Genomic DNA, 13191 nt, shown 5'->3' on the forward strand with positions numbered 1-13191 from the left:
AGCTGGCGGCTGTAGACCGGAAGCATGGTGACGGGGTGAGGAATGGCGTTCGAGGTCAAGCCGGACGATCTTGATGGGTACAGCCGCCAGGTGGAGCGTGCAGCTGAAGACGTGCATCAGGCGCAGGAGTACATCAAGAAGTACGGCGATATGGGTGCAGTCACCGGGCAGGGGCTGTTCCTATGGGCGACCGGCATGCATTCGCAGGCAATGGACGGGGTCAACGACGTGGTCACTCGACTCCACGGCCTCCTGACTGCCAGCGCAAAGGAGCTGTCGAAGTCCGCAGAGTACTACCGCACAACCGATCAGGACCAGGCGTCAAAGCTCGACGCCACGTACCCGCCGAGCAAGCGCTGACGCACCTGGAGACCCCACTCACATGAGCTTCACGGACGCTGTCGAACCTGTCGACAACCTTAAGGCACCCAGCCAGCCTGAGGAGTTCTCCAAGGGAATTGTCGGTGACACCGTCAGCACGGTGAGCGATTTCCTCAGTCCCAGCGAATGGGCGCTCTCGACGATTGAGTTCGTCTTCGGCTTCAATCCTTTGGAAGAGGCCATCGCCTGGTTCACCGGTGACTGGGAGTCGTACGTCAAGTGCGGCGAGATGTGGGCAAACACGGGAAAGCTCGCCAAGGACGTAGCAACGAACCTGAAGTCCGGCAACAGAGAGCTGGATGCGACGTGGAACGGCAACGCGGCCGATGCCGCCTACGTCTACTTCAACGAGCTGGCGAAGAAGATCGACTCCTTGGACGGGGACCTGGAGGAGCTTCAGAGCGCTTACAAGGAGGTCGGCCTCGCTGTGGCCAGGGGCGCAGATCTCATCAAGGGCCTGCTTGAACAACTAGCGGACGAAGCAATCATCGCGGAGGTCGAACTCGCGGCGGGCACACTGCTGGCCGAGACGGGTGTGGGAGCCGTCGTGGGCTATGCGGCCGCTGCTCTGGAAATCGCCGAGATGATCAAAACGTGGGGACGTATCACCGAGGCCTACAGTGCTGCCCAGCAAGCCGTGGATGTGGCCACGACCGCCAGCGGATTGGTGGTCGGCAGGCTCAGCGTCGCCCTGAACAGCTTTCCCGAGCCAGGGAAGAGCTATGACAATCCCGCGGTGTAGCCACCCTCAGCTCAGAAGCCAGGCCAGCAGCGTCAGGAGGAGGCAGACACCAGCACCGGCGAGGCCTCCCCGAACGAACCACTTTCGCAGCATGCCGACCCTGGTTCCCGATACCGCCCGGGTGATCAGGGCCACTTGCATCCCGCTCCGGGGAAACATGCCTGTGGCTGCGAACGCCATGCCGAACGCCGCGACAAGCCAGCCCAGGAAGAACACGGCGATCCACCGGGTCGTCTCACCGAAGCCGACCTTTACGTACCAGCCCCCAGCCTGCTGCACGGAAACCTTGCTACCCGGTTTCATCTTGGCCCGGATGCTCGCCTGATCGTCGACGACCTTGCCGTCGTCGGACCTGAAGGTCCCCCCGCATACCGTGGTGTCGCTGGAGTTGCGGCTACCTTGTTTGACCCAACATCGCTCCACGGTCAGAGTGCCATGGGTGCCGACGACGCCGGCCGCGTGGGACGCGTTGTACAGCCCGACCCCGAAGATCACCAGAGCGACAACGAAGAACAGTCCCCCGAGAGCACGGCCCATGACGCCAGGTTGGGGCAGCGTCGTCACTGGTGCGAGCGGCGTCAATTCCGGCTGCGTCACTACGCGCCCTCTCCCATGTCGTACTTCTCGACCAGTTCACGGTCAAACCTCATGCCGTCCCTCGGCACCGACTTCACACTGCACCGACCGTGTAGCGCTCCCTCATACAGCAAGTAAACCAGGACCCCGGCCCCGGTGGGCGGGCCGGGTGTGGCTGCCCACGTGGAGATGAAGTCGGGGTCGGACAGACAAGCACCAAGTCCTGTGCCTCCAGGCTGGACCTACAGCCGTTGCAGGCCGGTTGGCCGCGACAAGAACGCAAGAACCCCCGTTGGCGGAAGGCCGAGTACGGACTTCCGCCCACCAGGAGCTTGCTATTCGGCCGAGAGTTCAGCCCGGGAAAGCCCCCTGAGGCTGGGGCATGCCAGCCGCCGCGCCCGAGCGCTTGCGCCGACCCCACGTTGCAAATAGCACACCGCCGACCAGGGACACCAATCCCCCGCCGGCAGCGACCAGACCCGTCATCCACAGCCCCTGCTCCATCGGCACGTTCTTGGTCCTCGGTGTGCCGTCCCGAGCCGCCAGGTGCACCTTGTCGCCGGTGTTCGTGGCGCTTCGGTGCCCTGCCCCTTCTCACATCGGCTCCATCGGCACGGTCACCGGCTTCTCCTCCACCCGGGCGCGGAGCCAGGGCTCTCCGCATCTGCCAACCGGTCCTGGCGAGGGTGGTCGGGCTTGTCGTCAGCCTGCTGGTGAGGTTCTTCGGGTGACGGGGCCCCGGCAGTCTTCAAGGAGGCCAGGGACGTTGGGACCATCCTCTGCCGACCGACGAGCTCTGTTCCCGCATTGCATCAAAAGGCTCACCGGTAGAGGTCGAGGTCACGTCCGCTGGAGTGGTGTATCGACGGCCACTCGGCGATCTCGTTTTGAGGCTATGCGGTGAGTTCGGTGGGCAGGACGGTCTCGTCGGTATCTGACTCGATCGGGTGGAGGCGGGCCTTGGCCAGCAGGTCGAGTCCCATGTAGCGGCGGGCCTCGGTCCACTCGTCGTTCTGCTCGGCTAGCGTGGCCACCCAGGGCTGGGCCGATTTCGGAACCTGGCTCAGCAAGTTCCTCGTGTAGTGGGTTCGGCAGCGCTGCCACGAGGCGCCGGGCAACACCGCGCCGATCGCATCCACCAGGCCGGCGTGGGCGTCGGAGACGACGAGCTGGACGCCGCTCAGGCCGCGGGCGATCAGTGAGCGCAGGAAGGCGAGCCAGCCCGCGCCGTCCTCGCTGGAGGCGACGTCCAGGCCGAGGATCTCGCGGTGCCCGTCGGCGTTGACGCCGACCGCGATCAATGCGTGGACGTTGATGATCCGGCCGCCCTCGCGGACCTTCTGGGTCAGCGCGTCCACCCGGACAAACGCATACGGCCCGGCATCCAGGGGCCGGTTGCGGAACGCCGGGACCTGCTCGTCCAGGTGCCGGGCCATCGCCGAGACCTGGGACTTCGACAGCTGGGTCACTCCGAGGGACTCGGCGAGTTTCTCGACCCGGCGGATGGACACGCCCAGCAGATAGGCGGTGGCGACCACGCTGATGAGAGCCTGCTCGGCCCGTCGGCGGCGCTCCAGCAGCCAGTGAGGGAAATAACTGCCGCTGCGGAGCTTGGTCGTCAGGCGTAAAAGTCGCTTCCGCATGCCTCATCAACCGGAAGTCCTCGTCACTCATTTCTGGTTACGGATTTTTGGGCGCTGTGGGCACAAGCACCGATTCCGCGTACGCTATCCGCCCCACAGCAGTACTGGTTTCCTCCAATTCCGTTTACTGATCCCCGCTTGTTCCGCTCGCGCGACACGCTCTGCGCCGGCCTGCTCACGCCTGGGGGCCAACTTGTCCCAATCAGCTGGATTCAGAAATAGCATCGCGTTACTGCCCGGCACGATCATCACGCCCCCGAAAGCGAGGTCCCCCGCGACCCAGGCCCCATTCTGCGTCCCCTCCGGCCAACGGCGAGGTCCTGCTGCATTGATCGCCTTCATCAGCGGGGCTCCATGCTCACCCCGCGTAGAGATCTTGACCTCAAATACATTGCCGTACTCGGTCCAGTGCGAGCTCTTCTTGACCACACGCGTGTGGAACTCAAGAGGGTAGTGACTCAGTACCTTCCGACATTGGACCAGGCGGACACCGGCCCAGAGACGGTAAGCCGTGAGAATGAATACGAACATCGCTGCAACGAGAGGCAGCGTGAGGAAAAAGGAGGCCGAAGCCCCTGCCCTGTTCACGGCCATTGGCACGATGACCAGGACGGCGACAACAGCCAGACGCGAAGCGAGAAGCTTGGCCAGGGCGAGGTAATTGTCCTTCATTACCTGCTCGACATCTACGGTAGCGGGTGTCATTGCGCTCGGACGGCTCTCCGACAACTCGTCTCCTTCCATGTGCAGGAATCGGCTAACCGAAGTCATTCTCGACGCATCGGCCCGCAGCTGTCGCTCGCTTGTGTGCGACAGGTTCTTCTCCTCGCCTTGGCGATGGAGTCAGCACTGACGCCGAAGCACGCAAGGCCCACGACACCTCCTACAAACCGGACCCACGGCTGGGTCGGCGCCATCCGTCCGGTGTGCGCGGAGGTTCGGTGCCCTGCCTCTCCTTGCAGTCGGCTTCTTCCCCGAGTGCGGAGTCAGTCCTGGAAAGCTAGATGATCCTTCTCGTGAGGCCGGCGTCCTGAGCCCGGGTGACGCGGTCGGGGGCCGCCAGCTTGCGGTCCTGCGCAGCCGTTTCCCAGTCCTCGGGTTGCATGATGAAAAACGCTGCGGAGCCCGGCACGTAGCCGACCGCACCGAAGGGCAGGTCCCCCGCGACGTACACGCCCCTCTCGATGCCTTTTGGCCAGGGGTTGCGCCAGGGGACACGCCGGGGGACCGGGATCATCCGCATCAGTGGTGACTCCTGGCACTCTCCGGTGCGCAGCGCGAGCGTCATGTTCTTCGGGCGGCCCTTGGTCGCCTGGGCGCCGTCCACCTTGGTGATCTGCGGCCAGAACGCGTCGAAGGAGTACTGCGCGAGCGCCTTACGGCAGCTGCGCGTGACCGTGATGGCGACCGGGATGCTGCCGAGCGTGGCGAAGAAGCCGACAATACCTACGAGGGTGATCGGCCCCATGACGATGAACACCCAGGACAGGCCGGCGCGAGTCAGAGCAGCACCCAGTGCTGGTCCCCCGAACGCCATAATCGCGTAGATCCCGCCGTTGCGGATACCGGTCCACCACACCTGGCGGGTCAACTTCCGTCGCAGCGCGTCGGTGTCCAATGTTCCCGGTTCTCGGACACGTTGCGTGTTGTTCGGCATTAGTTCTCCTGCAGTCCGCCTTAGCCGGCTGACGCTATCCGAAGTCGTTCCGCATGGCTGCGGCGGCGCCGGTCAGCGTCTTTGGTTCCTTGCCCTCATCGTCGGCCGCGGCTCGCGACGGATCGCTGAAAGTCAGGGTGCGGGCGATCCCGAGCAGTATGTCCCGATAGGCGTCGACGGCGTCGAGATCCGGTGTCACCATCTGGAGCACGATGAGTTCAGGGGCGCTCGGTGCAGCTACCGCGATGGTGCCCTGCCAGATGTGAGTCGGCGCTGCTTCGCTCGCCTCCGGCCGCCGAGACGACCGCGGGGCGGGCGACCGCTTCTCGGAGAGGAAACCGACACCGCAGGGCAACTCCAGCGGACGCATGCCTTCATCCCGGCCGCCCGTTGCGCTGCCCGCAAGGCCAGCCACCACGAGCTTCGCGCTGTTGCCGGCCGTCAACATCGTCGACACGGTGAACACCGACGTCGTGAAACCACCTGAGTCGTCAGGATGAACCCCGAGTGCGCACTCCTGCACCCGGTTGGTGTTCAGCAGGTTGACGATGCCGGCATACAGGCGTAGGGCACGGTCTGCCTCGTCCCGTTCTTGTTCGGGCAGCCCACGGAGCTGGTTGACGACGTCCATGAGCCGCTCGGTCGGCGGATTGAGGTCCAAGGACACGTATCCCACGGGTAGCCCATACCAGAAGGACGGCTTGCGGGTGCCCTGCGCTTCGGTGGTCACTTCACTCACGGTCATGCGATGCCTTCACTCTTGCCTGGCCGCTCACAGGAATCCCAACAACCCTGCGATGCCGTGTGCCGTTGCGGCGGCCTTCGTGCCCTCGGCGGCGTTGTGTTCGGTGCCGTCCTTGCCCACGACGCCAAGGCTCTCCGCAGAGGAGACTGCGTTCGCGGCCACGTTAAGGCCGTTAACATGGATGTCCGTCATCAGCAGCACGGAGCCCTTGGTGGATTCACCGGCAAGCCGCCAAGCATCATTGGCCTCGTCCAGCGCCGAGCGACCGATGCCCGAGAACCCGCCCTTTATGCCGGACCAGGTCTTCGAAGCGATGTTGGCTCCGTCGGTCGCGCCTTCGAAGCCCTCCTTGGCCGCAAGGCCCAACGCTTTCCCACCTGGGATCATGCCGACCGTGTCACCGGCCAAAGACGCATAGGCGGAGAAGATCTCCATTGCACTGCCTTGGAACATCAAGTTCTTGCGGAACTCATCGTCAAGGAGGTTCTTACTCATGGACACCGCGCTCGCCGCAAGTGCGATGGGTGCCATGATCGGGGTCAGGGCGGGAAATAGGGCGAGGAGACCGGCAATAGCACCGATGGTGCCGGCGTGCTCCGCAAGGAACTCGCCGACCGACTTGAGTACGTCACCGACCTTCTCCCAGAAGCCAGGCTCATCAGGGGCCTTCTTCGCCGAGCCGTCCAAAGCCTTGGCGATAGTTTCGGCCTCACTGGTGTGGTGGGCCTCCAGCTCCTTGACTTTGCGGTTGAGCGACTCGTACTCGCTGTTGGCCTTCGTGAGTGCGGTGCTCGCCTCGTTGAGCTCACGCTCAGCGGAGCGCAGCCGAGCGGTCGCGGCGTCGGCCTGCTCTTGGGAGGGGAAGGTCTGGTTTGCCAGCTTCAGGTCTGGGTGCTGGGCGGCCTGGTCGTATGCGGTCTTGGCCTTGTCGGCCGCGGCCTTCTTCTCGGCCGCCTCCGCGTCGTACTTCTTGGCCAGCTCTCGATTGGAGGTCAGGTGACCTTCCCACTTGTGCAGTTGGCTTGCAGCAGCACGCAGGGACGAGGCGGCGTCCTTGATGTATTTCGGCAGGTCGCCCTCGAGGGACTCGCGGAACTTCTCCGCCGCGTCGCCCTCCCAGTAGCTGCTCTCGCCGGTGAGCTTCGTCAGCTGCCGGTGCGTGTTCTCCAGCGCCGTCGCTGCCGCGGCCACCCTCTGCTGCAGCTTCGTAACCTCGGCGGGGATACCCGGTACCGGGTTCCAGCCGATATTGGAGTACGGGTTCGCGGCCATTACTTACCGCCCCCGTCGCCACCTGAGGTGCTCTTGTCCGCGATCTGCTTGAAGGCCTTCTCCAAGGCTTCCTCGACCTCTTCGTAGCCCTTCTTGTTGGACTTCACACCCTCTTTGATCGCGTCGATCATTTCCTTGGTTTTGTCGGCCCCGTACTTCCACTCTTCCTGGAACTTGTCGCAGGCCTCGTCGAGTCGGGCGGTGCCGATCTGATCGGCACGCGCGTGCTCAAGGGCGGACCGCGCCTCGTTCAGCTCGTCAACGCATCTCTCAAGATTCGTCAGGAACTGGTCGAGTTGCCCGATGTCGGTCTTGAAGTAATCCCCCATCTACCTGTTTCTCCCCGTTCGCCTCTGTTCACATTGGGCCCGGAAACTCAGTTGGTCACCCGCCCCCCTCTTGGCACCATACACGCACTGACTAGGCTTTCCGTACGGAGTCCCCATGTCCCTGGAGCTCACGGAAAATGAACGGCCACAGTAATGTCACGAAATCGCCGCCGGCACGAGACGTGGACCATGACTGGGAGTCCGTCCGTCGTAAGCGCACCTCGTATCGGTACGAGCGAGCGCCTCCGGTCGCGAACCTATTCAGGGCCACCCGAATGAGGTAAAGCTTACCGGGCCGGATAGGGCGGTTACCGGGCGTAGGGATTGGGGTTCTGCGGGGGCTGAGCCGGAGGAGGTGGGTACTCGAAGCCCTGGCTGGGAACCACAGTGGGGTACGACTGTTGGGCGTTCGGGTGCATCCCTTGCCCGGGCGGGTAGCCAATGTTGTCCGGGTAAGCTCCGCTGAAGAAAGCGCGGTTCTCCGAGTTGCGGCGACTTCGAACTACGGCGAAGACAGCGACGGCGGCAATCACGGCTCCAACGCCAATGACGCCGACGAGAAGGACGATTGCGCCCAATTTAGGAGGGTCCCTTCTTGCCTTGGGTTGGTTCGCTGCGCTGTCGTTGCCCCAGGATATCCGGTTGACCAATTAGGCCGCCCGGAGCGGATCTCTGAGCCCTTGGAGATATCGGGAGAGCTTTAAAGGGCCGGACATTTCCGTGGCCATATATTTTTCGTCCGGCACCTTCAATACCCATGGCATAAGTGAGCGCACAGCCAAGGGAACCAGAATCAGCTGCTGTCTTCACATCTGGAGTGTTGAGGAACAGCCACAGGCCGAGCCCGGACGTCGGATGCCGTCAATCCACGCCTGCAAACATCACGCATCGATCTTGGCGGCAGGCCTACTGCCCTTGATATGGCGGCTGTTGGGCGTAGGGGTTGGGCTGTTGCGGGTTCTGTCCTGGAGGCGCTGAGTATCCCTGGTTGGGAGCTGCGTTGGGGTATGGCTGGTGGCCCGTCGGGTACTGAGGCGGGTAGCCCGTGCCCTGAGGGGGGACTCCGCCGCCTGAGCCGGGGCCATTGTTACCGCCCTTGCGGCGACTGCGGATTACCACGATGGCGATCGCAATAACGACCACGACGGCTGCGATGCCGGCGATGAGGAAAATGCTGCCCGAGGAGGACTTCTCCTCGTTCTTGACCGGGTTCGTACCGTCGTTGCCCTTCGAGGCGCTACCTGAGGTCGTGGACGTGGGCGGCGAGGCCTGGGCGAGGGGGCCCTCCTTCGGACCCGCCGGGATGTTCATCGTCAGCGCGGAGCCGGGGCGGGCGATTCCGTAGCCGAGTTCCTTGTCCGGGGCCGTCTTGCCTTTGTTGTTCAGGAACGACGCCGACTTGACCAGGCGGTTGACGATCTGGCCTGCAGTCAGGTCGGGGTACTTAGAGCGGAGGAGGGCGACGATGGCTGACACGTAGGCGGCGGAGCCAGAAGTTCCATCTGCCACCGCGTAACCGCTTTTGGTAGTCGGGTCAGCCTGGGTGACTTGCACTCCGGGCGCTGCGACGGTCACGTTCCCGGTGTTTGACTTAGGCCAGGGGTTGAGCCCCTGGTCCACTGCAGAGACAGCCACCACGCCAGGGAGAGCCGCCGGATAATTGACTGTCCCTGCGTCGTTGCCCGTACTCGCTACCACGACGACATCGTGTGCTTGCGCATATTCGATTGCCTTGGCGGCTTTTGATCCAGGGTAGGCGGAGGAATCATCGAGTGACAAGTTGATTACTGATGCGCCCTGCTCAACCGCGTACCGGACTCCTGCGGTCCAACCCGCCGTATCAATCTTGCCCCCGGTCGGATCATTCGCAGCCCGCTCAGTCACATTCACCCGTACCGGAAGGATCTTCGCTTTGGGTGCTAGACCCATCACGCCGGCGGAACCATTCACCCCGTGCCCATGTCCAGCGATGAGGCTGGCCATTCCAGTGCCATGTCCGAGATTATCTTCGTGAGGATCTCCGGCTCCGGTGAAGTCCTTACCTGGCAGAACTTGTCCAGCGAGATCCGGCTGGCTGGCATCTACACCTGAGTCGATTACAGCAACTGTGACTCCCTCCCCCTGTGAGGTCTTCCAAACCTTCTCGGCGTCATAAACCGTCAAGGGCCATTGCGCATCCCGAACAGCGTCTGCCGCGGCAACCGGAGCCGACGTGAGGAGCAAGGCTCCCGTCAATGCCACGACGCCTGTCGTGGACCCGACCCGTTTGAAACCCAACTCCCTGCTCCTCACTCAGCTGTGGCTGGATGCACCAGCTCTATACCTTTGCAGACGAGGACCTTCCGTCCGGCCTGCAGGTGTGTTTACTCGATGGTTCGCGGTACGTTGCGGTTGCGGTCCTCTTCCGAGATCCAGGTCTCTTCGTCCTCGACCAAGTAGTCGGGACGGTCGCCCTGACTGTTCTCCTTCTCGGACCGTCGCCCCTTGCCGCCCGCTCCACCAGCACCTGCCGCCTGCGTTCCGCCCCGGCTCCCGTGCAAGCCTGCACCACCACCGGCGCCCTTGCCGACGCCCTTTGCCGCGCCGACGACACCGCCGCGGGACCTCGCGAGGGCTCCACGACCGCCAGCGCTGGCACCGCCTCGGCCAGCCGCGCCGCCTCCGCCGCCCATGCCGCCCATGCCGGCTCGGCCGCCGACGCCACGACCTGCAGCCGCACCGCCCCCAGTCACTCCACCGCGAGCACCCATACCTCCAATGCCGCCACGACCGGCAGTACTGCCGCCGACACCAAGTCCTCCTGCAGGAGCCACAATGCCTGGGCCCTGAGCCCCGCCGGTGCCGATTCCGACGCCACCGCCGCCGACTCCGACAGGGCCGGTGCCAGGAGTGGGTCCCGTCAGACCGGGGGTGATGCTGTCCACGTTCGTCCTGGCAGTCGGGAGTTGCGTTCCGCCCGTCGGGAGTTGCGTTCCGCCCGTGATGCCCTTGTCACGGGGCAGGGGCACCGTGGGGGCCGGCTTGATGCTGGTGGTCGGCCCCGCGCTCCACGGCTTAGCGGTGCTGCCTCCAGTACGGGGGCCTGAGCCGCCAGCAGAGGGCATGGGGATCGGCGGCGGCATCGGCGTTTGAGGGTTCGGAGGCGCGAAAGGGTCCTTCGGGTTGGGATCATCCCGGATTGTCCCGCTTGCGTAAGCCTTGTAATTGACCCCCAACTGTTCCATGATCGCCACCCCCTTCAGCTGCTCTTCCTTACCCTTCGACAAGGAGTCAGCGTTGGCCTGGCGGGCGGCGTCCGTACTCACGCCCCTGTTGATGTCTTCCAGCAGCTGCTTATCGCTGCGATTGTCGTCCGTGAGTTTGTCCCAGGCCCTGTCCCAGCCGGACGGTTCTTTGACGTCCCGCATCTTGGCCATGGAGTTCCGCAAATCATTCTGGACGGCGTGCATGGTTTCCGCGTAGTGGTTGGCCCATGCAGCTCCGTTCCTGATGTTCTGCATGATCTCGTTGGCCTTCTTGCGGAACGCCTCAGCCGCGTCGCCCTCCCAGTGTTCAAGGACGTTTTCCACAGCGCTCTGCATCATGCCCGCGACGCTGTCCTTGGCGGAAACCTGGTCTACGCCACCGGTCTTGCCGTCGCCGTCACCACCGGACAAGATGTTGTGGACCGACTTCCAGTGTTGGCTGACCTCGTAGATCCGATTGGGGTCGGCGTCCAGGATCATGGATCGCAGCTCAGGAATGCCCATCTTCATGAAGGGCGTGTCGAGCTCGCTGCGATTCGGCCCCCCCATACCTCCGTTGGGGAGTGAATCGAGCTTTTCGTCGTGCTTGTCCTTGATCGCTTGCTTGCGCGCCTCTTCCATGGCCTTGATTTGCTCAGGGCTCTGGTAGTACTCGCCATACATCGTCGAACATCCCCTCCGTCAGTGACTGGTCGCTGAACCGCTTAGTTGGCCGCACCCTTGGGAGCCACACTCACACCCTGCTTGTTCGCGTGCTCCTGGTTGCTGTACTTGTCCCTGACCTTCGAGGTGCTTGTACCGAAGTCATCGATCAGCTTGTGCAGATCCCTGATCATGTTCTCGATCCGGGTCTTCTGCTTCTCATGGGCGCTGTGAAGCTCGTTGGACTCGAGGAACTTCATGCTCCCGAACGCAGTGCTCGGGATGTCTGTCTCGTACTTGGCCTTGGTGTGAGCCTTGTCCATGTCCGAGAGAAGGCCGTTGAGCTTGCGGATGACCTCATCCAGCGCGCTCAGATCGACCCGCATTCCGTTGCTCATACCCCGTTGTCCTCTCCCCTGTTTGAAAGTTGTCGGCGCCGGCGTCCCGGCGCCCAAGTCATCGCCTAGCCCGACAGCCCAGCGCGCCCGACGCGGCCGGACCGTCCAGAACTTCCAGCTCGGCCGCCCGATCCGTCCCGTCCGCCTCGCTTGCTCCGCCAATCCCGCACAGCCACCCCGCTCCCCGCGGCCACGCCCACCAAGAGCAGTCCGACACCCAGGACGTACACGGCGATCCGGCGTTGCCGTTCCGCCTCGCTCTCCCCCATCGTCACCGCCATCGGAATGACTCCGCCAGACCCAGCCTTCACCACCGGATCCGGAGTCGGAGTCGAACCCGGTGTCGAGTCGTCCGACAGTGCGGCGACCGGGTCGACAACTCCCCACCCGATGAAGCGGTTCGGACCACGCCCCGGCCGCTGAGCCGTCTCCTCGATCCGCGTGGCGATCTGGGCCGCCGTCCACTTCGGGTGCTTCTCCTTCAGCAGGGCCGCGACGCCCGCGACGTACGGGGCAGCGAAGCTCGTGCCGTCGGCGGTGCACTGGCCGCCCTTCGGGACCGTGGAGACCATGCCGACGCCCGGTGCCGCGACGTCGACGAAGTCGCCCGCCTGTGAGAAGAAGGCGCGTTCGTCGTTGCGGTCGGAGGCTGCCACTGCCAGGACGCCCGGGTACGAGGCCGGATACGTGTCCGCGGATTTGCCGTCGGCTCCGTCGTTGCCTGCGGCGGCGACAATCAGAGCGCCCGCATTCACGGCCGCTGCCACGGCGCTCCGCAGGGTCGCGTCGTCCTTCTTGTTCGCGGTGTCCGACGAGATGTTGATGATGTCCACGCCCTTGGCGACCGCGTCGCGAATCGCCGAGGCCATCGTCCCCGAGTTGCCCTGCTTGTTCTCCCCGCCCGTGTAGCGGAGAGAAAGGATCTTGGCGTCAGGAGCGATGCCTTCGAAGCCCGTGCCCTTCATCGGACGAGCCGCGATGATGCCCGCCACCCGCGTGCCGTGGCCTTCCAGGTCCTGGGTGCCGGAGCCGCCGACGTAGGACTTGCTGCCTGACGCCACGGCTGCGCTCAGCTGGCGGTTGGAGCTGTCCACACCCGTGTCGATCACCGCGACCGTGACGCCCTTGCCCGTGGCCTGTGCGCGTAGTTGGTCCAGGAGGATCCGCTGGAGTGACCACGGCGTCGACTTGATGACGGGGCCGCCGAATGTGCATTCGGTCGTGGCCGTGTCGCCGGAGCCGGGGTCCGAGTCGGTGAGGCGGGTGGGCGCCGCCACTCCGGCCGGCGCGGGGACGGCCACTGCCGGCGTACCCGGTACGAGGCAGATTCCCGTGGCTGCGAGCACGCCGAAGGCCCGCCGCACGGCGGCGGTCCCAGCGGTGCGGCTACGCGAACGAGCGGTCGTGCCCCGCATGTTCAGGTCCCCCATGTTCACGCCCTGAGGGCTTTCTTGCTTCCTTGCTTCCTTCGAAGCTCGGTCATGTGTACGTAGGTGAAGATGCGCCGAAGCGTGTGAAGATTCCAGGGATTTACTGTGCGCCGGCCCCGGACAAGGGCTCG

12 protein-coding genes and 1 pseudogene are annotated in these 13191 nt (G+C 64.3%); 2 read left to right on the forward strand and 11 right to left on the reverse strand.

Annotation, left to right across the window (positions count from 1 at the left end; translation table 11 throughout):
• Positions 1-42 precede the first annotated feature (42 nt).
• Positions 43-360: a hypothetical protein gene (locus ACIRC0_RS34260; protein WP_403624287.1), complete on the forward strand. Its 318-nt coding sequence runs from the start codon at positions 43-45 to the stop codon at positions 358-360.
• A 22-nt stretch (positions 361-382) separates the two neighbouring features.
• Positions 383-1123, forward strand: coding sequence for a hypothetical protein (locus ACIRC0_RS34265; protein WP_403624290.1), 741 nt, complete (start codon positions 383-385; stop codon positions 1121-1123).
• Positions 1124-1129: 6 nt separating this feature from the next.
• Here ACIRC0_RS34265 and ACIRC0_RS34270 read toward each other — a convergent pair whose 3' ends face one another.
• The 11 genes and pseudogenes from ACIRC0_RS34270 to mycP form a co-directional block, all read right to left on the reverse strand.
• Positions 1130-1720, reverse strand: a complete 591-nt coding sequence (locus ACIRC0_RS34270) for a hypothetical protein (protein WP_403624293.1) — start codon at positions 1718-1720, stop codon at positions 1130-1132.
• 872 nt (positions 1721-2592) lie between these two features.
• A pseudogene (locus ACIRC0_RS34275) lies at positions 2593-3312 on the reverse strand (IS256 family transposase); the annotation flags it as partial.
• Between the two features lie 114 nt (positions 3313-3426).
• On the reverse strand, positions 3427-4071 hold the full coding sequence (locus tag ACIRC0_RS34280; RefSeq protein ID WP_403624296.1) for a hypothetical protein: 645 nt from the start codon (positions 4069-4071) through the stop codon (positions 3427-3429).
• A gap of 271 nt (positions 4072-4342) precedes the next feature.
• Positions 4343-4999, reverse strand: a complete 657-nt coding sequence (locus ACIRC0_RS34285; RefSeq protein WP_403624299.1) for a hypothetical protein — start codon at positions 4997-4999, stop codon at positions 4343-4345.
• Between the two features lie 34 nt (positions 5000-5033).
• Entirely contained in the window at positions 5034-5729 is a 696-nt protein-coding gene (locus ACIRC0_RS34290) for a hypothetical protein (RefSeq protein WP_403624302.1), read from the reverse strand.
• 42 nt (positions 5730-5771) lie between these two features.
• Positions 5772-7016: a putative T7SS-secreted protein gene (locus ACIRC0_RS34295; RefSeq protein ID WP_403624305.1), complete on the reverse strand. Its 1245-nt coding sequence runs from the start codon at positions 7014-7016 to the stop codon at positions 5772-5774.
• Entirely contained in the window at positions 7016-7345 is a 330-nt protein-coding gene (locus tag ACIRC0_RS34300) for a hypothetical protein (protein ID WP_403624308.1), read from the reverse strand. The genes ACIRC0_RS34295 and ACIRC0_RS34300 overlap by 1 nt, the downstream gene beginning before the upstream one ends.
• 906 nt (positions 7346-8251) lie before the next feature.
• Positions 8252-9586, reverse strand: coding sequence for a S8 family serine peptidase (locus ACIRC0_RS34305; RefSeq protein WP_403624311.1), 1335 nt, complete (start codon positions 9584-9586; stop codon positions 8252-8254).
• Between the two features lie 122 nt (positions 9587-9708).
• Complete coding sequence (locus ACIRC0_RS34310; protein WP_403624314.1) at positions 9709-11253, reverse strand: WXG100 family type VII secretion target; 1545 nt, start codon at positions 11251-11253, stop codon at positions 9709-9711.
• A gap of 41 nt (positions 11254-11294) precedes the next feature.
• On the reverse strand, positions 11295-11630 hold the full coding sequence (locus tag ACIRC0_RS34315) for a hypothetical protein (protein WP_403624317.1): 336 nt from the start codon (positions 11628-11630) through the stop codon (positions 11295-11297).
• Positions 11631-11695: 65 nt separating this feature from the next.
• Positions 11696-13060 (reverse strand): type VII secretion-associated serine protease mycosin, encoded by a 1365-nt coding sequence (gene mycP, locus ACIRC0_RS34320; RefSeq protein ID WP_403624412.1) that lies wholly within the window; start codon positions 13058-13060, stop codon positions 11696-11698.
• Positions 13061-13191: the final 131 nt, after the last annotated feature.

Source organism: Streptomyces sp. NPDC093984 (assembly GCF_044764595.1).
Classification (GTDB): Bacteria; Actinomycetota; Actinomycetes; order Streptomycetales; family Streptomycetaceae; genus Streptomyces; species Streptomyces cynarae.